This window comes from Neobacillus drentensis (assembly GCF_036962125.1).
Classification (GTDB): domain Bacteria; phylum Bacillota; class Bacilli; order Bacillales; family Cytobacillaceae; genus Neobacillus; species Neobacillus drentensis_B.
On record NZ_JBALOA010000021.1, the window covers coordinates 72,195 to 94,787 of the forward strand.

20 protein-coding genes and 1 other annotated feature are annotated in these 22,593 nt (G+C 36.2%); of the genes, 17 read left to right on the forward strand and 3 right to left on the reverse strand.

The features are described 5' to 3' along the window. The first annotated feature begins 87 nt into the window (after nt 1–87). From V7121_RS18395 to V7121_RS18425, 7 genes are all read left to right on the forward strand, one after another. On the forward strand, nt 88–888 hold the full coding sequence (locus tag V7121_RS18395) for a DUF2268 domain-containing protein (RefSeq protein ID WP_335495751.1): 801 nt from the start codon (nt 88–90) through the stop codon (nt 886–888). Nucleotides 889–1,021: 133 nt separating this feature from the next. After that, entirely contained in the window at nt 1,022–2,044 is a 1,023-nt protein-coding gene (locus tag V7121_RS18400) for an ABC transporter ATP-binding protein (RefSeq protein WP_335547343.1), read from the forward strand. Continuing rightward, nucleotides 2,044–3,048: an ABC transporter ATP-binding protein gene (locus tag V7121_RS18405; RefSeq protein ID WP_335495753.1), complete on the forward strand. Its 1,005-nt coding sequence runs from the start codon at nt 2,044–2,046 to the stop codon at nt 3,046–3,048. Before V7121_RS18400 ends, V7121_RS18405 begins: the two co-directional genes overlap by 1 nt. A gap of 37 nt (nt 3,049–3,085) precedes the next feature. Continuing rightward, nucleotides 3,086–4,801 (forward strand): oligopeptide ABC transporter substrate-binding protein, encoded by a 1,716-nt coding sequence (gene opp4A / locus V7121_RS18410; RefSeq protein ID WP_335495754.1) that lies wholly within the window; start codon nt 3,086–3,088, stop codon nt 4,799–4,801. 159 nt (nt 4,802–4,960) lie between these two features. After that, complete coding sequence (gene opp4B / locus V7121_RS18415; protein ID WP_335495756.1) at nt 4,961–5,926, forward strand: oligopeptide ABC transporter permease; 966 nt, start codon at nt 4,961–4,963, stop codon at nt 5,924–5,926. A gap of 11 nt (nt 5,927–5,937) precedes the next feature. Next, the gene (gene opp4C / locus V7121_RS18420) at nt 5,938–6,849 is read left to right on the forward strand and encodes an oligopeptide ABC transporter permease (protein WP_335495758.1); all 912 of its coding nucleotides are present in this window, start codon (nt 5,938–5,940) and stop codon (nt 6,847–6,849) included. A gap of 133 nt (nt 6,850–6,982) precedes the next feature. After that, nucleotides 6,983–7,729, forward strand: coding sequence for a YjbA family protein (locus V7121_RS18425; RefSeq protein WP_335547345.1), 747 nt, complete (start codon nt 6,983–6,985; stop codon nt 7,727–7,729). A gap of 57 nt (nt 7,730–7,786) precedes the next feature. Here the strand turns inward: V7121_RS18425 and trpS are convergent, their stop codons facing one another. Then, on the reverse strand, nt 7,787–8,779 hold the full coding sequence (gene trpS / locus V7121_RS18430; RefSeq protein ID WP_335547400.1) for a tryptophan--tRNA ligase: 993 nt from the start codon (nt 8,777–8,779) through the stop codon (nt 7,787–7,789). A 51-nt stretch (nt 8,780–8,830) separates the two neighbouring features. Continuing rightward, nucleotides 8,831–9,074, reverse strand: a binding site (T-box leader). 55 nt (nt 9,075–9,129) lie between these two features. Continuing rightward, on the reverse strand, nt 9,130–9,486 hold the full coding sequence (locus V7121_RS24965) for a DUF3899 domain-containing protein (RefSeq protein ID WP_335495762.1): 357 nt from the start codon (nt 9,484–9,486) through the stop codon (nt 9,130–9,132). A gap of 220 nt (nt 9,487–9,706) precedes the next feature. Between V7121_RS24965 and V7121_RS18435 the strand changes: the two genes are divergently transcribed. The 5 genes from V7121_RS18435 (at nt 9,707) to V7121_RS18455 (ending at nt 15,510) form a co-directional block, all read left to right on the forward strand. After that, on the forward strand, nt 9,707–11,398 hold the full coding sequence (locus V7121_RS18435; RefSeq protein WP_335495764.1) for a peptide ABC transporter substrate-binding protein: 1,692 nt from the start codon (nt 9,707–9,709) through the stop codon (nt 11,396–11,398). Nucleotides 11,399–11,510: 112 nt separating this feature from the next. After that, nucleotides 11,511–12,443, forward strand: coding sequence for an oligopeptide ABC transporter permease (gene opp3b / locus V7121_RS18440; protein ID WP_335495765.1), 933 nt, complete (start codon nt 11,511–11,513; stop codon nt 12,441–12,443). After that, nucleotides 12,440–13,468: an oligopeptide ABC transporter permease gene (opp3C, locus tag V7121_RS18445; RefSeq protein WP_335495767.1), complete on the forward strand. Its 1,029-nt coding sequence runs from the start codon at nt 12,440–12,442 to the stop codon at nt 13,466–13,468. The genes opp3b and opp3C overlap by 4 nt, the downstream gene beginning before the upstream one ends. 17 nt (nt 13,469–13,485) lie before the next feature. Continuing rightward, on the forward strand, nt 13,486–14,580 hold the full coding sequence (locus V7121_RS18450) for an ABC transporter ATP-binding protein (RefSeq protein ID WP_335495769.1): 1,095 nt from the start codon (nt 13,486–13,488) through the stop codon (nt 14,578–14,580). After that, the gene (locus tag V7121_RS18455; RefSeq protein WP_335495771.1) at nt 14,581–15,510 is read left to right on the forward strand and encodes an ABC transporter ATP-binding protein; all 930 of its coding nucleotides are present in this window, start codon (nt 14,581–14,583) and stop codon (nt 15,508–15,510) included. 93 nt (nt 15,511–15,603) lie between these two features. On the opposite strand, the gene V7121_RS18460 is transcribed toward V7121_RS18455, so the two are convergent. Further along, a complete protein-coding gene (locus V7121_RS18460) occupies nt 15,604–15,789 on the reverse strand; it encodes a hypothetical protein (protein WP_335495772.1) in 186 nt (61 codons plus the stop codon). A gap of 565 nt (nt 15,790–16,354) precedes the next feature. Here V7121_RS18460 and spxA point away from each other — a divergent pair. The 5 genes from spxA to pepF all read left to right on the forward strand — a co-directional run bounded on the left by spxA (nt 16,355) and on the right by pepF (nt 22,588). Continuing rightward, nucleotides 16,355–16,750, forward strand: a complete 396-nt coding sequence (gene spxA / locus V7121_RS18465) for a transcriptional regulator SpxA (RefSeq protein WP_026566143.1) — start codon at nt 16,355–16,357, stop codon at nt 16,748–16,750. Between the two features lie 310 nt (nt 16,751–17,060). Next, nucleotides 17,061–17,732, forward strand: coding sequence for an adaptor protein MecA (gene mecA / locus V7121_RS18470; protein WP_335495774.1), 672 nt, complete (start codon nt 17,061–17,063; stop codon nt 17,730–17,732). A 77-nt stretch (nt 17,733–17,809) separates the two neighbouring features. Further along, nucleotides 17,810–19,321 (forward strand): cardiolipin synthase, encoded by a 1,512-nt coding sequence (cls, locus tag V7121_RS18475; RefSeq protein WP_335495846.1) that lies wholly within the window; start codon nt 17,810–17,812, stop codon nt 19,319–19,321. 101 nt (nt 19,322–19,422) lie between these two features. Beyond that, nucleotides 19,423–20,616, forward strand: coding sequence for a competence protein CoiA (locus V7121_RS18480; RefSeq protein WP_335547347.1), 1,194 nt, complete (start codon nt 19,423–19,425; stop codon nt 20,614–20,616). 148 nt (nt 20,617–20,764) lie between these two features. Beyond that, nucleotides 20,765–22,588: an oligoendopeptidase F gene (gene pepF / locus V7121_RS18485; protein ID WP_335495778.1), complete on the forward strand. Its 1,824-nt coding sequence runs from the start codon at nt 20,765–20,767 to the stop codon at nt 22,586–22,588. The last annotated feature ends 5 nt before the right edge of the window (nt 22,589–22,593 follow it).

Below are 22,593 nucleotides of genomic sequence, written 5' to 3' on the forward strand. Positions count from 1 at the left end.
CTGGTCGTTTTTTTCATTTTATTGATGAACCACTTTTTACTCCTTTCATAAACTGATCAGAGAGTGCATGTTAATGGGGGGAAGGAAATGGGAATCATTCGAACAGATCAATGGTTAGCAGAAGAGCTTGGTAAACCAGTAAAAATATGTGAAAAACTAGAGCCATTTTTTAAAAAACAAACACCCAAGGAAATATACAATCAATTAATCAATTTTGGGATGTACCGGCCGACTAGGTCAGCAAAGATTATTTTTGACAGATTGAAAGAACAAAACGCATGGGATAAAGTAGAGCAAATCTTTAAGCAGTATAAAGAGAAATGGAAGGGACCTGACATACCGGTATTTATCTTTCCAGTAGCACAAGCTGGGGGTTTTTTTTTCAGGGAAGGGAATGGTAAAGCAGGTGTTTCGTTCCCTGATAAAATGTTTCTATTTCTCTCAAATGTAGAAGACCTGAAAGAAGTAGAGGCTCTCTTAGTTCATGAGTACCATCACGTCTGCAGACTTACGTTGTTAAATAAAAGAATGGAGAAGTATTCACTGCTTGATTCTATCATTATTGAAGGATTAGCAGAATATGCTGTTTTAAAACATTGTGGTCCGGAATATTTAGCCCCGTGGTGCCGTATGTATAGTGAAAAGGAATTGACCAAGTTTTGGGATAAATTTATCAAAAAACATCTTAACGTAAGAAAGAATGAGAGACAGCACGATGAATTACTTTATGGAGAAGGAAGACTTCCCAATTTACTTGGTTACGCAATGGGATATATGATGGTTAGCCATTTTTATAAGTGGAATAATTATTCTACAAAACTATCGTTTACTCAACCAGCGCAGAAATATTTAGATTATTTCAACGAATTTTTTGAAAAAAGCCAATAGAGTTATTTATTGATAAATATGTCAAAAAATAGGAATCGCTAAGAAAAGCATTGCAATTGTAATAATTCTGTAATAGAATTTTGTTTAAATATATAGAATAAACTGAATAATTTAAAAAGTTAGAGGGTGTACTATGAGCACAAACAAATCGCTGCACAAAGAGGCACCACTGCTCGAGGTGAAAAATTTAGAGACGGCGTTTGATATTGATGGAACAGATTTTAATGCAGTAGATAAGGTTTCGTTTAATGTTAAGCCACGTCAAATTGTTGGAATTGTTGGTGAGTCCGGTTGTGGTAAATCCGTTATGAGCCTCTCTATAATGAAGTTATTGCCTAAGGGAAGCGGAACGATTAAATCTGGTGAAGTTATTTTTGATGGAGTAAATCTAGAGAAAATGTCTGAATCCCAAATCAATAAAATTCGCGGGAAAGACATCTCGATGATCTTTCAGGAGCCAATGACTTCTTTAAATCCAGTCTTTACAATTGGCTATCAATTACAAGAAGTCCTATTTAATCATTTTAAAATTACGAAGCGAGAAGCCAGACAGAAATCAATTGCCCTTTTAAAAAGTGTCGGTATTTCACGTCCTGAAAAATTAGTAGATGAATATCCACATCAGCTTTCCGGCGGGATGAGACAAAGGGTTATGATAGCCATAGCCATTGCTTGTCAGCCTAAATTATTAATTGCTGACGAACCAACAACTGCTTTGGACGTTACGGTTCAAGCTCAAATCTTAGAGTTACTAAAAGAAATCCAAACTGTAAATGACATGTCCGTCATATTAATAACACATGATTTAGGTGTAATTGCTGAAATGTGTGATGAAGTATTGGTAATGTATGCAGGTAGAATTGTAGAACGTACCGATGTAGATACACTTTTCCATAATCCGAAGCATCCATATACTAGTTTATTATTGGGAGCAATCCCGAAAATGGATGGACAAGAAGAAAGGTTAAGTTCCATTAAAGGTATCGTCCCATCTTTAATAAATATGCCAAATACAGGCTGTCGTTTTGCGAATCGTTGTCCCAAAGCAATGCCTGAATGCACGGCCATCACCCCTCTGCTTGAAGATGTTGAACAACGCCATGAAGTTGCCTGTTTACTCTTCGAAACCAGTAGACCAAGAGAAGGGGTGAAATAATGAGTTCTGTTCCTGTACATAAGAAAGGCCCATCCTTACAATCTGAAATACTATTAGAGATTAAAAATCTTAAAACCTATTATCCTGTTAAAGGTGGATTTTTCAAGCGGACTATTGGAAATGTAAAGGCAGTAGATAATATCTCACTTGAGATTAAAAAAGGCGAAACGCTTGGACTAGTTGGTGAATCTGGCTGTGGTAAATCGACTGCAGGGAGAACGATTCTGCGTCTCCTAAAACCTACTGCAGGTCAAATTCTCTTTAACGGTAAGGACATTACCCGAGTGTCTGGGAAGTCCCTTCGAGAGATTCGCAAAGACATGCAAATGGTGTTTCAGGATCCGTATGCATCTCTGAACCCCATGCAAATGGTTGGAGATATTATAGCTGAACCTATTTATAACTATTCTAAAAAATCCAAAACTGAATTAAAGCAAGAAGTAATGGAATTGTTAAATAAAGTGGGTTTGCCGCCAGATGCCTATTACAAGTATGCTCATGAATTCTCTGGAGGACAGCGCCAAAGAATTGGTATTGCGAGGGCTCTGGCATTAAAGCCAAAATTAATTATTGCTGATGAACCTGTCTCTGCACTTGACGTATCAGTCCAATCACAAGTATTAAATCTATTAAAAGATTTGCAGAAAGAATTCAATCTTACCTTTCTTTTTATTGCTCATGACTTAAGTGTGGTTAAACACATGAGTGACAGAATTGGTGTGATGTACCTAGGGAATATGGTTGAGGTAGCCGACAAAGACAGCTTGTACGCTGAGCCTCTCCATCCATATACACAAGCATTGATTTCTGCCATACCATCTCCAGACCCAAGGGTAAAAAAGGAGCGGATTATCTTAAAAGGGGATGTGCCAAGCCCAATCAATCCTCCAACAGGATGTCCATTCCATCCTCGCTGCGGGGTGGCAATAGAGGAATGTTTTAAAAGTAAACCAGAATTAAAGGAGGTGAAGCCCTCTCATCGAGTAGCTTGCCACCTTTACTAGTAAACTAGAAAAATAAAAAACTATAGGGGGGAAACAAATGAAGAAGAGAAGTATGCTTATGTTAGCCGCATTGATGCTTGTCCTTTCCGCATTTTTAGCAGCTTGCAGCGGCGGAGAAAAAGCAGGTACAAAGAAAAATGAAAATGAAGGTACGACTGGTGAATCAGCTGGAAAACCGCAGGATGGCGGAACACTAGTATATGCGCTGGATTCTGCACCTGAGGGTAAATTTAACTATTCTTTTTATGGTAATGCAACAGATCAATATGTAATTGACTTCTTCGATGAAAACTTAATTGATTATGATGAGAATTTAAAAGCACAGCCGCATATCGCTTCATGGAAAACAACGGATAATAAGGTGTTTGATTTCGAAATCAAACAGGGTGTTAAATGGCATAATGGCGATGAGTTATCAGTTAAAGACTGGGAATTCGCATTGAAGGTTATTGCTGACAAGGATTATGATGGTCCACGTTTTGATAACGTAAGAAACATTGTTGGTGCACAAGACTATCATGATGGAAAAGCTAAAGAAATCTCTGGTATCAAAGTAGTGGATGATTACCACATTCAAATTACTTTTGATAAAGCTCGTGTAAACAATTTGGATAATCTTTGGACATACCCTATGAACCGTACTGAATTTAAAGGACTTGCAGTAAAAGATATGATGGCATCTGAACAAGTTCGGACAAAGCCTGTTGGTCTAGGACCATTTAAAGTAACGAAAGTTATTCCAGGTGAATCTGTTGAATTAGAACGGTTTGATGATTACTTTGGCGGCAAACCGCATATCGAAAAAGTAGTTATTAAAGTTATCGATCCATCTCTATCAGTTGGAGAACTTAAAAACGGAACACTTGATATGACTTCTTTCCATCCAAGTATTATTGATCAAGTGAAAGCACTTGATAATGTAAATGCCGTAACATATCCAGGTGTAAGTTATTACTATGTTGGTTTCAGATTAGGTACTTGGGATGGCGAGAAAAACATCATGAACGAACCAAAGTACCAAGAGAAAAAACTTCGGGAAGCAATGTATTATGCAATCAATCGTGAGGAGTGGGTTAAAGCGTTCTTCTTTGGTGTAGGTAAGCCAGTTAACCGACCTATCCCAACTAACCACTGGATTGCAGCACCTAATGAAGATTTAGAACAATACAAATATGATCCTGAAAAAGCAAAAGCGCTATTAGATGAAGCAGGCTACAAAGATACAGATGGAGACGGCTTCCGTGAAGATCCAAACGGGAAGAAATTTGTTGTTAACTTCAGCCACTATGCAACTGATAACCCAACCTTTGAAGCACGTGCGAAAGCGATGACTCAATATTGGGAAGAAGTTGGTTTGAAGACTAAATTAACAATGACTGACGTAAACCTCTACTATGAAATGCTGGATAAAGCCGACAAATCATTGGAAGTATTCTTCGGCGGCTGGTCAACTGGATCAGATCCAGATCCAACTCCACTTTGGGGATCAAAAGCCGTTTGGAACTATCCACGCTGGGTAAATGCTGACAGTGATAAACTGCTAGATCAGGCTCTTGATATTAATGTTGTAGGTACAGATAGCAACAAACGTAAGGATCTTTATGTACAGTGGCAAAAACTATTCATGCAAGAACTTCCTGCCTTACCAATTGCTGAACTTGAAGAAACAATGGCAGTCAGCAAGCGAGTTCAGGACGTTAAATTTGACGTTTCAGGTATGAACCGTCCTAATGAATGGTGGATTAAGCAATAGTCACCTGTTCCTAAGAGAAAATTTGATTTGGATATAGTCTTTAAATACAAACTTAATCATGAACTCAAATGGGAGAAGGCCTTACTTCTCCCATTTGAACAAGTTAGTTAAGATTTACAGCCAGTAATAACTAGAGCTTAATAGACAAGGAGAATGCACATGCTGAAATATGCATTTCGAAGAATATTGGGAATGATTCCAATGTTACTCCTTACCTCCATTGTAGTATTTAGCTTGGCAAAATTAATGCCGGGCGACTCTCTAAGTGGAGAAATTGACCCAAGAAACACAAATCCACAGTATATCGCTGAAATGCGTGAGAAATTGGGTTATAATGACCCTTTACCTCAGCAGTATTTCCGTTGGATTAGTGGTTTCGTGGAGGGGGATTTTGGAAAATCAACACGTTTTAAAATTGATGTATCCGAGGTTATTGGGGAACGTCTCCCTAACACCATACTTTTAGGTTTCTCATCTATATTGATAACCTATATCCTCGCATTTATTATGGGGTCATATGCCGGGCGTAAACCTTATACCCTATCAGATAACCTAATAGGAGGATTAAACTACATAGGTTTAGCGATCCCATCCTTTATTGCTGGGGTATTTGCTATCTTTTTCTTTTCATTCACTTTAGATTGGTTTCCATCCAATGGCTCAGTTGATATAGGTGTTACAGAGGGAACCTTAGAATGGTGGTTGAGCCGTCTTCACCATGTTTTTTTACCTGCAGTGGTTCTTGGACTATTGAGTACTGCAAGTTATACCCAATTTTTACGTAACGATATTATTGAGAATAGTCGTAAGGACTATGTCCGGACAGCACGTGCAAAAGGCACTCCGGAAAGAAAAATCTATAATGTTCATATTTTAAGAAACTCAATCATTCCACTTATTACATTTTTAGGCTTTGATATCGTTGCCATCATTAGTGGCGCAATCATTACCGAGACGATTTTTACATATCCTGGTCTTGGGCAATTATTCCTACAATCTGTCGGGACAAGGGATTACCCAGTACTACTGACGCTGACCATGTTATTCTCATTCTTAACACTGATCGGTAACTTAATAGCAGATGTATTATATGGTGTTGTTGATCCGAGAATTAGGCTAGATTAGGGGGAGAGGAAATGGAAATTGCCACACAAGATGAAAAGAATATTTTAGTTAGACCCCCACAAAAAAGTTTATCTCCTTTTGCAATTGCTCGAAAGAAATTCGTTAAAAATAAATTAGCTATGATTAGTTTTATCTTTTTATTAATTGTTACTATTATTTCAATTCTTGCACCGTATATTACCACCGCAGATATTACGAGAATTAACATTGGACAAATGTCATTAGAACCTTCTAGTAAACATTGGCTGGGAACAGATAAATCGGGACGTGATGTATTTACAAGGTTACTCTATGGTGGTCGTATATCATTGTTAGTAGGGATAAGCTGTACATTATTTGTTATTATACTCGGCACACTTATCGGCTCTATTTCAGGTTATTTCGGCGGGGCCGTTGATAGCATATTAATGAGATTTACAGATTTTATTTTAAACTTTCCGTTTCTAGTTTTTGTTATTGTTCTAAATGCGATCCTTTTTGGAAAAGTAAATGGGTTATGGGTTTTGATTGGAACAATCAGCTTGCTAAGTTGGGGAGGCATTGCGAGGATTGTCCGTAGTAAAATTCTCGCCGAAAAAGAAAATGAATACATTACAGCAGCTATTTCTATCGGTTGTTCACCCACTAAGGTAATTGTGAAACATTTACTTCCTAACATTCTATCGACCATTATTGTTCAGGCGACAATTACATTTGCTACGATGATAGTTGCAGAAACTGGATTAAGTTTTCTTGGCTTTGGTGTTCCCCAAGAAATTCCGAGCTGGGGGAATATGTTGAATTCGGCAAACGAGCCGGATGTCCTGCAATTTAAACTTTGGATATGGGTACCGCCAGCATTAATTATTACAATTACTATTTTATCGATAAATTTCATCGGTGAAGGCTTAAAGGATGCTTTTAATCCAAAATCCAAAAGATGAAAATCTGCCATTAACGTGGTAGATTTTTTTATTTCCTTCTATTAAATGGAGCAAAATATATATAAAGGAATAATTTAACTAAGGTCTGCCCATACTGATTTACAAACAGTTTCTTGAAGTGAGGGGTTGTAGAATGTTGTATCTTCATGATGTATGGGTAAATTGGTTTGAAGGGGAAGAAAACGGTTATAATGTTTGCCACTTTCATGAATGGCGTAAGGATGATGGTGTGGAACTATTAGATCAAGTTCCATTATTGAAGATTGAGCCTATTTTATTTAACTACATTGAAAATGATTTGTCAGAGTTACCTCAACAGCTGTTAGATGATATTTATCAGAAGGCTTATTTAAGAAAAAACCATGAAAGAGTGCAACTTGATTATTGCTTCGTAGTAACAGATGGAATTGGAATTTTAGCTATTGATACAATTGGCTATAATATTCCAATTCGGAAAAGTCGGTTAATACCTAGACAAGAGCAATTGGTTTACGAAATGATTGGTCAACATGAAGCGGCTAAATACCATTTTTATGACCAGCCAAAAATAAAGGACTACCATATACTTTCTCCTGAACCAGAGTTGATGAGAGGTTTAACTAGGAAAGAACGACAATTGAAACAGCTATTATTTATGGCACTTGATCAATTGCTTTCATCAAGTAATGAAGCTGAGGTAAGGTATTGGTATACCGAATGGTGTCCAGAAAATTATTCAACAATACAGGAATTAAATTTTGAAGCAGCATGGGAACAATTGTTTGAGGAAACAAAGTATGGCTGGTCGAAGCGACATGAAACATTTTGTGAAAATCTAATAAAAGGGCAGCCATTTTTTGAAAAGCTTTGGGAAATGGAGCACGGTCCAAAAGTAAATTAAAAGCCTGACCCAAAAAATAGGCATCCCCTATCTTTTGGGTTTCAGGCTTTTTGTATTCTATCTCCTCTTACGACCTAACCCCATAGCATTTTCCATTTTTCTAAGGGTCTTATTTGCGACTAAATTAGCTTTTGCGGCACCTTCATCTAAAATACGGTCAAGTTCAGGTGAGTCAAGTAACTCATAGTACCTTTCCTGAATGGGTTTAAAGAAACTGACAACAACATCAGCTAGGTCATTTTTAAAATCACCATAGCCTTTCCCTTCGTACATACCTTCGATTTCAGTTATGGATTTTCCACCCAAGATAGAGTATATAGATAATAAGTTCGAAATCCCAGGCTTGTTTTCTTTATCGAATTTAACAATTCCTTCGGAATCTGTCACAGCACTCTTAATTTTTTTCACCATTTGTTTTGGATCATCTAAAGGTGTGATATTAGCTTTTTGGTTTGAATCGGATTTGCTCATTTTTTTCGTTGGTTCCTGCAATGACATAATCCTTGCCCCAACCTTTGGAATACTTATTTCTGGGATGGTTAAGATGTCGTTGTATTTTTTATTAAATCTCTCAGCTAAATCTCTCGTTAACTCCATATGCTGCTTTTGGTCTTCTCCTACAGGGACTAGATCGGTGTCATATAGAAGAATATCAGCAGCCATTAGAGGCGGATAGGTTAAAAGACTTGCCTGAACTGCCTCTTTCCCAGTAGATTTATCCTTAAATTGAGTCATTCTTTCTAATTCTCCTATGTAGGCTACACATTGCATCAACCATCCCGCTTGAGCATGTGCCGGAACCTCTGATTGAATAAATAAAGTAGCTTTGTTAGGATCTATGCCGACTGCTAGATAAAGTGCAGCAAGGCTTCGAATATTTTTCCTTAATGTTGCAGGGTCCTGTGGAACAGTAATCGCATGTTGATCCACTATGCAAAAGAAGCAATTGTAGTCGTTTTGCATCTCCACAAATTGTTTTAAAGCTCCGATATAGTTGCCAAGTGTGATTGTGCCGCTCGGCTGTATACCAGAAAAAATCGTTTTCATAATCAACTTCCTCCTAAAAATGTAAATAAAAAAACCATTCATCCCCGATATACGAATAGGGACGAATGGTTCGCGGTACCACCCTAAATTACTCTAAAAAGAGTCACTCAATTCCAGATAAATCGTAATGAAAGACCTGGATACCTTTATAACGCAAGGTGAACGTCAAATCCTACTAAGGAAATTGTTCAGACAGAGGCTCAAAAGTCCATTCCGCATTAATTCGTGTTTGTTCACACCACCCACAAACTCTCTGAAACGAAGGAAAATACGTACTCTTCTTTATCATAGCCTTTATAGTTTTATACAATTGTTATTATTATAAATGAAGTACATATTTAATATCAAGTCAGTTAAATATAATATATCAACAGGGCAATTAGCATAAACACCGCTGTTAAGAAACCGTAAAAGACAAGTGGCCGTTGGTTGAAAGTGATAAGTTCGGATAAAGGGGGGATTTCGTCGAAACTTCTTTTGTTGGGTCCTCTTGAAAAAGCAAGACTAAATGACTTTGATATCACATCATAAAACCCTGAATGAATCGTATAAACGAGTAATGCAGTGAGTAACATGGCTGCCGAGAGGTAAAACGATATATTGATATAGCTTATCAAAGAAATTTTATGATAAAATACAAAAGCTAAAATTAATATTACAAGCTGAAGTATCGCTAAAATGAAAATTCGTTTTTTTAGTAGATAATTCACGAAATAACCTCCAAAAGATTGATTTATTAGGGTTCGACTAGGGATATAATACTAAAAAATATTATAAGTCTAAATTATATCACAAGGAAATGTAATGAAAACGTAAAGATTGTTGCTATTCTGTAAATTAATTTCAAAAAAATAATGTACAATTTGTAGAAAATATGTATAATAGAGAATGTAGTAATTTTTCAGAATAATAGAAAAGGGAGGTCTACTAGTGAGGAAATCAAAACTTTCACTACTTTTAGTACTATCACTAGTTCTTAGCATGTTCCTAGCAGCATGTTCAGGCGGAGACAAGAATGAAGGCAAGAAAGATGAAGGCAAAACTAACACTGGGACTAAAGAAACTGCATTAGCTGATGAGCAAGTTCTAAATGTTCTTGAGTCTGCTGAAATTCCTTCGATGGATAGCGTAATGTCCCAAGACGTATTAAGTTTCACAATGTTAAATGCCACTAACGAAGGTTTATATCGTTTAGATCCTGACCAAAAAGTTATCCCTGGCGTGGCTGAAGCTGCACCAACATACAATGATGACAAATCTGTTATCACAATTAAATTAAAACAAGATACAAAATGGTCTAATGGTGACCCTGTTACTGCACATGACTTTGTATATGCATGGCAACGTGCAATTGATCCGAAAGTTGCTGCTCCATACGGTGCATACTTCATGGAAGGCAAAATCAAAAATGCATCTGAAATTGTTGCTGGTAAAGCAAAACTTGATGATTTAGGTATTAAAGCACTTGATGATTACACTGTGGAAATTACTTTAGTTAGACCACTTCCATACATCGAATCATACCTAACATTCCCATTATTCTTCCCGCAAAACAAAAAGTTTGTTGAAGCAGAAGGCGATAACTATGCCAAAGATGCTACTCACCTACTTTACAATGGTCCATTTAAAATGACTAAGTGGGATGGCCCAACTGGAACTGAATGGGTATTAGAAAAGAATGCTGATTATGTACATGCTAAAGACGTTACTTTAGAAAAAATTAACTTTAACGTATCTAAAGATCCACAAGCATCTGCAAATGCATACACTGCTGGTGAAGCGGATATTACACCAAAGCTTGCACAAGCTGCAATCCTTTCACAATTTGAAGGACAAAAAGATTTACTTCGTTACCAAGAGCCATCTATCTGGTGGTTAAAAATGAATGAAAAGAACAAAGCGTTGAAAAATGTTAACATCCGTAAAGCTATTGCTTTAACTGTTGACAAAAAAGCTTTAACAGAAGATGTATTAGCAAATGGATCTATTCCTGCTGACTTCCTAGTACCAAAGGGTTTCTCATACTTAGATGGTAAAGATTTCCGCGATACTGCAGGAACATACCTAAGCACTAACAAAGAAGAAGCTAAGAAGCTATGGGAACAGGGACTTAAAGAAACTGGACTTAAAGAAGTTAAGTTTACTTATGTAGGTCAAGATACAGAAACTTCTAAAGTTACTGACGCTTTTGTCAAAGATCAATTAGAGAAAAACTTACCAGGTTTAAAAATTACTATCGAAGCTGTTCCTTTCAAAATTCGTATCGCTCGTGAAGATGCTGAAGATTATGATTTGTTAATGGGTGGTTGGGGACCTGACTATGCTGACCCTATGACTTACATGGATTTATGGGTTACAGGTGGCGGACAAAACCACATGAGTTATGGTAATCCTGAATTTGATAAGTTAATTAAATCAGCTAGCGAAGAACTTGTTGCTAAGCCACAAGATCGTTGGAAAGCTCTTCAAGATGCAGAAAAAATCTTGTTAGAAGACGATGCAGCAATTGCACCGCTTTACCAACGTTCAGTTAACTTATTAATCAATCCTAAGGTTCAAGGTTTTGCTCACCACGCATTTGGACCTGACTATAGTTACCAGTGGATTAAAATCACAAAATAGTAACTATAACTAATCAAATAGAAGGAGAGTATATTAGTAAATATACTCTCTTTTTACCTGTATGAGAATTGTCGTAAAATGTCGAAAAATCAATTAATTAGGAGGTGTAGGCATGGTCAAATATATACTAAAACGCGTTGGCTATATGATTATTACACTTTTTATTGTAACATCGCTTACCTTTTTCCTCATGAAGCTAATTCCAGGTAGTCCCTTTAATAACTTCGAAAAGCTCTCTGAAGTTCAGCGTAATATTTTGCTGGATAAATATGGCTTAAATGACCCCCTACCTGTTCAATATCTTAACTATATGGTGAGCTTGGTAAAAGGGGATTTAGGAGTTTCCTTCCAATTTGATAATACCCCAGTGACAGAACTTATTGCTAATCGACTTGGACCTTCTGCACAATTAGGTTTTCAGGCTATGGTTGTGGGTTCAATTCTAGGCATTTTGTTAGGTGTAGTTGCTGCTCTAAGACAAAACACCTGGATAGATTATGGTTCTACATTTATTGCTGTAGTTGGTAAATCGATTCCATCATTTATTTTTGCAGGATTAATGCAATATTATATTTCGGTAAAATTAGGTTGGCTTCCAGTAATGTTATGGAAAGGGCCTGAATATACGATCCTTCCTACTATTGCACTTGCGATGTTCCCAATCTCAATCGCAGCTCGTTTTATGCGTACTGAAATGGTTGAGGTTTTAGGATCTGATTTCATTACTCTAGCTAGGGCAAAAGGTGCGAGCCGCTGGCAGATTAGCTTTAAACATGCTTTGAGAAATGCGCTGATTCCTGTTGTAACCGTCTTAGGTCCATTAGCGGTTAGCTTAATGACTGGGTCCCTCGTTATTGAGCAGATTTTTGGAATACCAGGAATTGGTGAGCAGTTTGTTAAATCAATTAATATGAATGATTATCCCGTTATTATGGGAACTAACATCTTATTTGCTGTATTATTTATCGTAGTTATTTTAATTGTTGATATTCTTTATGGAATCATCGACCCACGAATTCGTATATCGGGGGGTAAATCCAAATGAGCAACAAAGACATAACAATATCAAAGGATATGTTTGCTCCTGTCCATATTGACCCATCAAAAAGTGAAAGAATTGCCAAACCAAGTTTGAATTTTTGGCAGGATTCATGGCTAAGAGTCCGGAAAAATAAAGGTGCTGTAGTCAGCATGATTATCCTGGTAATTATGATAATCATGGCCTTTGTTGGACCGATGATTACACCTTATGACTATGATACCCAAAACACTAAACATAATAATTTGCCACCACGTATACAAGGTTTAGAGGATGTTCACTGGCTTCCGTTTGATGGTACCTTGTCAAGACGAGATGGTACTAAATATAACGCATATGAAGTTCGTAAAGTGGATGCTTATTATTGGTTTGGTACTGATAATTTAGGCCGAGATCAATTTGCGCGTGTTTGGAAAGGTACACAAGTTTCGTTATTTATTGCTTTTATGGCTGCTTTAATTGATATGGCTATTGGAGTTGCCTATGGGGCCATCTCAGGTTATCTTGGCGGACGGATAGATAGCGTCATGCAGCGGATTATTGAAGTTATAGTTGGTATACCTAACCTGATTGTTGTTGTTTTAATGATTCTTGTGTTAAAACCAGGTATAATTCCAATTATTATCGCTTTAACTATAACAGGTTGGACGAGTATGGCCCGTGTGGTACGTGCGCAAGTATTAAAATTTAAAGGTCAAGAATTTGTTCTGGCTGCTAAAACTTTAGGAGCTTCCAATTCGTCTATTATTTTTAAGCACATGATTCCGAATATGTTTGGTGTAATTATTATTAATACGATGTTTTCCATCCCGAATGCAATTTTCTTTGAAGCATTTCTAAGTTTTATCGGGTTAGGATTACAGGAACCACATGCATCTTTAGGAACATTAGTAAATGCAGGATTTAAATCGATGATTGCTTTTCCGTATCAAATGATTATTCCTTCCATTATGATTGCAATAATCATGGTATGCTTCAACCTTGTTGCAGACGGATTACGTGATGCATTGGATCCAAAAATGCGTGATTAGAAGGCAGGTGGATGTGTATGGAGAAAATTTTAGAAGTAAAAGACTTAAATATTTCATTTCATACGTTTTCGGGTGAAGTTAAAGCTATTCGTGGCGTAAGTTTTGATTTATATAATGGGGAAACATTAGCTATTGTAGGTGAATCTGGTTCAGGTAAATCAGTAACTACTAAATCAATCATGCGTTTACTTCCTGAGCATAATTCAGAAATAAAAAAAGGCCAGATTCTTTTTGATGGTAAGGATTTAACTAAATTAAAAGATAAAGATATGCAAAAAATCCGTGGAAAAGATATATCAATGATTTTCCAGGATCCAATGACTTCTTTAAATCCAACAATGAAAATCGGCATTCAGATTATGGAGCCGCTAATTAAGCACCAAAATATGAGCAGACACGCTGCAAAGGAAAGAGCAATTGAATTATTAAAACTAGTTGGTATTCCTAAGGCAGAGTTACGTGTTGATCAATACCCACATCAGTTCTCGGGTGGTATGAGACAAAGGGTGGTTATCGCGATTGCTTTGGCCTGTAACCCAAAGGTTCTCATTGCTGATGAACCGACAACAGCGCTTGACGTAACTATTCAAGCACAAATTCTTGAACTAATGAAAGATTTACAAAAGAAAATTGATACGTCAATTATCTTTATCACTCATGACCTTGGTGTTGTGGCTAATGTAGCAGATCGTGTTGCGGTAATGTATGGAGGTAAAATAGTTGAAATAGGAACTGCTGATGAGATTTTCTATAATCCACAGCATCCTTACACTTGGGGATTAATTAGTTCTATGCCTGATATGGATACTAATGATGATGAATTATTCTCCATTCCAGGAACACCTCCTGATTTATTAGATCCGCCAAAAGGTGATGCGTTTGCACCACGTAACCCATTTGTTATGAAGATAGATTTAGAGCAAGAACCGCCATTCTTTAAAGTGTCTGATACACATTATGCAGCAACATGGCTGCTGCACCCTGATGCACCAAAAGTTGAGCCACCGGCTGCTGTACAAAGACGCCAGAGTCAATTTGCAAGTAATGCAGGTGTAATGTCAGCAGGAAATGGAAGTCGTGCTCAATTCCCTGAAACAAAGGAGGGAAAATAAATGGCTCAAAGAGAAAAATTACTAGAGATTAAGAATTTAAAGCAGTATTTTAATGAAGGTAAGGCCAATGAAGTAAAAGCAGTTGATAATGTTTCTTTCGATATTTATAAAGGTGAAGTAATGGGATTAGTAGGTGAGTCTGGATGCGGAAAATCTACAACCGGACGCACGATTATCCGCCTGTATGATGCAACTGGCGGAGAAGTAGTTTACGATGGTGTTAATGTTCATGGTAAAAAATCAAAGAAGCAATTAAAAGAATTTAATCGGAAAATGCAAATGATCTTCCAAGATCCTTATGCCTCTTTAAATCCAAGATTAAAAATTGCAGATGTTATTGCTGAGGGAATTGATATTCATGGTTTGGCAAAGTCTAAGCAGGATCGAATGGAGCAAGTTTATGAACTTCTAGAAACTGTTGGTTTAAATAGAGAGCATGCAAACCGATATCCCCATGAATTTAGTGGTGGTCAGCGTCAGCGAATCGGTATTGCACGTGCTTTAGCTGTCCAACCTGAATTCATCATTGCTGATGAACCGATTTCAGCATTGGATGTTTCTATCCAAGCCCAAGTAGTAAACTTAATGAGAAAACTGCAAAAAGAAAAAAGCTTAACCTATTTATTCATCGCCCATGACCTTTCAATGGTTAAATACATTAGTGATCGGATCGGCGTTATGTACTTTGGAAAAATGGTTGAACTTGCACCATCAGATGAGCTGTACAGAAATCCACTACATCCGTATACGCAATCACTTTTATCAGCGATTCCTTCTCCGGATCCAATTAGTGAAAGGACAAGGAAGCGGAAGTCCTATGATCCAGCTTCTCATAACTATGAGCCTAATGAACCAGTGGAATTTAGAGAAGTAAATCCAGGTCATTTTGTTTTATGTTCGGAGAGAGAATTCAAGCAATTTAAAGCTTAACCTAGATAATCAAAAAAACGATCTCGCTTTGAGATCGTTTTTTTTTATGAATTATAGGCACAAAACTTTGTGTATTGTTTCTCACTTTTTTAATTATTTGCGTTTCCCACCGACTGCTTTCCATCCAGTCTGATATTTGGCACTTTCATCAACAAATTCACTTCGATTCTTACCACCGAACACCTTTTCACCGAAACTGTTTGTGATAACACCCATTAAGGCTGTGATTCCTACAATTAATAACGCAACAATAGTTAAATCCATTATGTATGCTCCCATTGTTATACTCCTCTCATTAATAGATGCTTAGAATATTTGGAATGCAAGTTTAAAATATCCACTTCTTTATTGTAAAAGAACTTACCGATGATTTAAAGAGGAAATTAATCAACTATGATAAGTTTTCTAAAAAAATGAATGCGTTTTCATCTCTGGATTATAATTGAGAATAGGTATTTTTGTTAATGTGATTTTAATAGTAGTTAAAGGCAAATATTTTCAATTTAGACCCTCATTTAGTTGACTCAGTTAACGAACATTTTATTGGTCAGATATTTGGATTAGGAAAATTCAAGTTGAAATAATAAAAAAATATGAAACTTTTGGGGTAATTATTCGTCTAATATAATAGAATAGAAAATTAAATGAATGAATTGGTCTGATAATATTTTTTGGAAAAAAGGATACCTTTTTAAGAAACAGTGGTGTATAATTAATGATATAAATTACTTATTTATAATTATTATTGATATTGATACGACCTAACCATTATCAAATTGTTTTATTCATTCAATATACTGGATTCAAATATTCGTCTCAAATAAAAAAGGAGTGTGAAGATCGGATGGTAACACTATACACTTCACCAAGTTGTACATCATGCAGAAAAGCAAAATCATGGTTAGAAGAACATGAAATTCCATACACTGAGAGAAATATTTTCTCAGAACCATTAACCATGGAAGAGATTAAAGAAATTCTTCGGATGACTGAGGATGGTACTGATGAAATTATCTCTACAAGATCAAAGACATTTCAGAAATTAGACGTAAACCTTGATGCAATGCCGCTCCAAGACTTATTTGGTCTAATTAAGGAAAATCCAGGCCTTTTACGCCGTCCAATAATCATTGATGAAAAACGATTACAGGTTGGGTATAATGAGGATGAAATTAGACGGTTCCTACCTAGAAGAGTTAGAACGTTCCAGCTGCGGGAAGCGCAAAGAATGGTAAATTAAATTAAATGGCCTTCATTTTGGAGGTCTTTTTTTGTATATAAAGAATAATTATTATTATTTGTAGTTTCTGTTTTACTTTGCTACAATAAATTGCATATCCATACGCTGAAAAAATAGGCATTATCACGGTTTTTTGGTTTTTAGCCTTTTTTATTTCCCTTATTAGTACTTTTGTCATAAAATAAAAGTACACGAGTATTTACTTTCTCGCCCGATGAAAGTTCTTTTGGATTTAAGTAAATGCTATAGCAGTATCTGCTTGGGGGTATTTTGTCCCTTCAATCTGGAAAACGGAAGGGAGATGTTTTTAATGGAGATTGAACGCATAAATGAAAACACAGTAAAATTCTACATTTCATATGGTGATATAGAAGAAAGAGGCTTTGACCGGGAAGAAATTTGGTACAATCGAGAACGCAGCGAAGAACTTTTTTGGGAAATGATGGAAGAAGTTCATGATGAGGAAGAGTTTGTTATTGAAGGTCCTCTTTGGATTCAGGTGCAAGCACTTGATAAAGGATTAGAAATACTTGTAACAAGAGCACATCTATCAAAAGATGGACAAAAGTTTGAACTCCCCATTCCAAATGAGAAATTAAAAGAGTTTCCTGTTGATGATAAAATCGAGGAGATTCTAGACCATCATTTCAATTCCAATCATACTGATGAGGAAGAGATTGTTCTTGAGGAAGAGACATTAGAATTCCTGATTGGTTTTAAGGATTTTGAAGATGTTATTAGCTTATCAAATCGTTTAGGATTAGATGATTTAGTAACTAAACTTTACCACTTTGATGGGAAGTACTATCTATTTACTGAATTTCCTGAAGAATTATTTGAGGAAGATGAAATCGATGACATCTTAAGTATTTTACTTGAATATGGTTTTGAGACCCAACTTACCATTCACCGTATTCAAGAATATGGAAAAGAAATAATTTCTGCTAATGTTTTTGCGGAATTACGAAAACATTTTCGCTAATAACTGTACCGATTTCATTGTTGAAATCGGTATTTTTAGCATTAATTATTGTAGAGAAAAATCGGCAGGTGAGAAAACTGAAAAACACAGTAAGGGTTCTTATATTTATGTCAGTACTAGCCGTCCTATGGTTTTTCTTTAAGGATCAATTAGCTAGTGGGATTTTTGGCTTTTTGAGTGTTTTAGTTACACTCTCAGTTATTTTTATTGGCTTCGTGATATTTTTTGAGAACCGTCACCCAACTCAAACTATTACTTGGTTAGTTGTATTAGGGAGCTTTCCACTAGTCGGGTTTATTTTTTACCTTCTTTTCGGAAGGAATTATCGTAAAGAAAAGATGTTTAGAAAAAAATATTTCCTTGATAAACAAGCTTTTTTAACAGTCGAAGGGGAGGAAGACCCTAGAAATGAAGAAAAGCTTAGTTTAATGGGGGAACATCAAGGTAAGTTATTTAATCTGGCTCAAAAACTAGGAAACAGTCCAATATCCTTCGATACCGCAACAAGAATATTAACGAATGGCGAGGAAACTTTTGATCATATTATTGAGCAATTGAAGAGAGCTCGGCATCATATTCATCTTGAATATTATATTGTTCGCCATGACCAAATTGGGCAGGAAATAAAAAGTATTCTTATTGAAAAAGCCCATCAAGGGGTAAAGATTCGTTTTTTATATGATGCAGTGGGTTCCTGGCAGCTTTCAAAATCATATATTAACGAGCTGAGAAATGAAGGGATTGAAATGGTCACGTTTGGGCCGGTAAAACTCCCTTTTTTAAATAATAAATTTAATTTTCGTAATCACCGAAAAATGATCATCATCGATGGAAATATCGGATTTGTTGGCGGACTCAATATTGGAGACGAATATCTGGGGAGAAACAAAAATATCGGATTTTGGCGAGATACCCATTTAATGCTCCGTGGAGAGGCTGTCAGAACTTTGCAGCTAATTTTTTTACAAGATTGGTATTATATGACGAATCACAGCTTCTTAACGGCTGAATATTTATCACCACAAATCGATGATGAAAGTCATGGTGGGGTCCAGCTCATTGCAGGAGGACCGGATAATGAATGGAGTGTAATCAAAAACATATTTTTTTCAATGATTGCAAGTGCGGAAAAATCTGTTTGGATTGCCTCCCCCTATTTTATTCCGGATGAAGATATTTTTTCTGCGATCAAAGTTGCTGCCCTTAGTGGAATAGACGTACGACTACTAGTCCCTAACAAGCCTGATAAACGGATTGTCTTTCATGCATCGAGGTCATATTTTCCAGAGCTCTTAGAGGCAGGAGTTAAGGTGTATGAATATCAACGAGGTTTTATGCATAGTAAGATTGTCATTGTCGACCATGAACTCGCTTCAATAGGAACTTCCAACATGGATATGAGAAGTTTCCATTTAAATTTCGAAGTTAATGCTTTCTTATTCCGAACAAAAAGTACTCAAAAGCTGGTGGAGGAATATTTAAATGACCTTGATTTTTCCAAACAGTTAGAAAAAGATACATTCCACCAGCGGCACCTTGGGTTTAAGGTACTAGAATCGACTGCAAGATTACTTTCACCGTTACTCTAAAAAAAAGCTAAAAACTCGTCGAAATGGGCGGGTTTTTTTATTGGGTTAAAGGTATTCATGCAGATTATGACGAATTATCATAAGAAAGGAGGAGAGAAACATTGTTAACTGCAATAACCAAAATGGGTAACCGTATCTGTCTCGGACTTGATTACCAAAAGGACACCCTTTTAAATCTTCGTTGTAAAGAAGAATTTTTTTGCCCTGTTTGTGGGGAAAGCGTTTTGCTCAAATTAGGAGATCAGCGAATATTCCATTTTGCGCATAAGCAAGGTGGAGTATGCCGTGACTTTTTTGAAAATGAATCAATATACCACATGGAGGGTAAACGACAACTCTATCAATGGCTATTGAAGCAAAAGATTCCTTCTGTTTTAGAATATTATGATAAAGAAATTCAGCAGCGACCAGATATTATGTTTCAATTTAATGGAAGGAAATATGCGTTAGAATATCAATGTTCAACTATATCAGAAAGTATTTTTATCAAGCGAACAAATTCATATCTTCAGAATGGTTACATTCCCATATGGATACTATCTAGCAGCCAAATACACTTTAAAAGGAAAAATTGCGTGTCTTTGTCAAATTTTCAATATTTATTTTTACGAACAACATCCTCTGGGAAATTATTTATACCATCATATTGCCCCGAAATACATCAATTTCAGATCGTTGAATCAATTATCCCTTTCTCCATAAAAAACGCTTTCGCTCATCATTCACTTTACCAAATCAAGAATATCGGTTTGAATGATTTATTGGAACCACAAATAAACCATCCCATTGATTTTTCGAGCTGGAATAGGGAAATTGATAAAATTAAACTAAATTGGACCATTCATCCGAGTCGACAGCATAAGTCTTTTCTAAATGAAATTTATAACAGCCACCTTAATCTCTTTCTATTGCCGCCAGAAATTGGTCTTCCAGTTCCTCATACTCTATACTTTCAAACCTCACCGCTTATTTGGCAATTGTATTTCTATCTCGATATTATATCTTCTAAAAACCCCAATGATTTTATTACACTTGAAGATATAAATTTCTTTTTAAAAAAGAGGATTGCTAGAAAAGAAATCATGTACAGAACGTTACCGCAGCTTGAACGGTCAAATCCGGTAGTAGCCATTCTCGAGTACCTTTTTCAATTAGAACAATTGGGTATTATCACCAGAAAGAGGGAAACAACCTATCAATTGAAACGGAAAATAATTATTCCTAAATCAAATCGGGAAATAGAGGAAGCTAAGGTTTTATTTTATCAAAAATATCAGCCAATCCTGTCGATATGATAAATGAAAACAAATAGAAGGGCATACTATATAGAGGTGTAAATAGTATCCTTTCTGACAATTGCTAAAAGGAAATTGGAAGGATAAGGAGAATATAAAGTAATGATACTATTTTTTTATAGCGCAATTAAAGAATGGAGGATGAAGGATGGCAAATGAAACTGCTGTTAAATCACTGCCAGCAAGAAATGAAATTCCTGAACAGGATACTTGGAAATTAGAAGATATCTTTTCGAATGACCAGGAATGGGAAAAGGAATTTCAAGATGTAAAAAGTCAAATTCCAGGAATTAAAGAGTTTGAAGGAAAATTAGGTGAGAGTGCTGAGACTCTTTATAAAGCGCTTCAGTTCCAAGACAAGCTGTTAGAACGAATTGGAAAGCTTTATACATACTCTCATATGCGTTATGACCAAGACACGACAAACTCCTTTTATCAAGGCTTGGATGACAGAATGAAAAATCTATATTCACAAGCTGCCAGCCAATTAGCCTTTATTGTCCCTGAAATTCTTTCCTTAGATGAAAAGCAAGTGACAAATTATTTAAATGAAAAACCAGACTTAAAACTTTATGAGCATGCATTGGCTGAAATAAATCTGCAAAGACCCCATGTCCTTTCAGCGGAGCAAGAAGCATTACTAGCAGAAGCCAGTGAAGTGATGGATGCATCTAGCAATACATTTGGGATGCTGAATAATGCCGACCTTGAATTTCCATCCATTAAAGATGAAAACGGGGAAGAAGTGGAAATTACTCATGGTCGTTATATTCGCTTTTTAGAGAGCACAGACCCACGGGTAAGAAGAGATGCCTTTAAAGCAGTTTACAAAACCTATGGTGATTTCAAAAATACATTTGCAAGTACCTTAAGTGGAAATGTGAAAAAGGATAATTTTAATGCGCGGGTAAGAAAGTATGAATCTGCTAGGCATGCAGCCCTTTCAGCGAACAATATACCTGAGAGTGTCTATGATAATCTGGTAAACGCAGTCACAGATAATCTTCATTTATTACATCGCTATATCAAGCTTCGTAAAAAGGTTCTTGGGCTTGATGAACTTCATATGTATGACTTATTTACGCCACTTGTGAAAGATGTAAAAATGGAGATCAAATATGAAGAGGCAAAGGATATAGTCATTAAAGGATTAGCTCCATTAGGTGAGGAATATTCGAAAATATTAACCGAGGGCTTTGAAAACCGCTGGGTCGATGTCCATGAAAATAAGGGAAAGCGGAGTGGGGCTTACTCCTCGGGAGCATATGGGACCCACCCGTATATTTTGATGAATTGGCAGGATAATGTAAATAATTTATTTACTCTTGCACATGAATTCGGTCATTCCGTCCATAGTTACTATACTCGGAAATCACAACCATATCCATATGGTAATTATTCTATATTCGTTGCAGAAGTGGCATCGACATGTAATGAGGCTCTTCTTAATGATTATTTATTAAAAACGATCGATGATGAACAAAAACGAATTTACCTACTCAATCATTATTTAGAAGGATTTAGAGGTACTGTGTTCCGTCAAACCATGTTTGCAGAGTTTGAACATATGATCCATCAAAAAGTGCAAAATAACGAGGCATTAACAGCAGATGCACTGACAGAGAGTTACTATGCATTAAATAAGAAGTATTTTGGTGAAGAAGATATTGTGATTGATGAGGAAATCGGTTTAGAATGGGCGAGAATTCCGCATTTTTATTACAATTATTATGTTTACCAATATGCAACTGGTTTTAGTGCAGCAACAGCATTAAGCAAGCAGATTTTAGAAGAAGGTGAGCCAGCAGTAAAAAGGTATATTGACTTCTTAAGTTCTGGAAGCTCGGATTATCCAATTGAAGTACTGAAAAAAGCGGGAGTAGATATGACTAGTGCAGAGCCAATTAAAAATGCTTGTAAGGTATTTGAAGAGAAACTTAATGAACTAGAGCAATTGTTAACAAAAGCATAATAAAA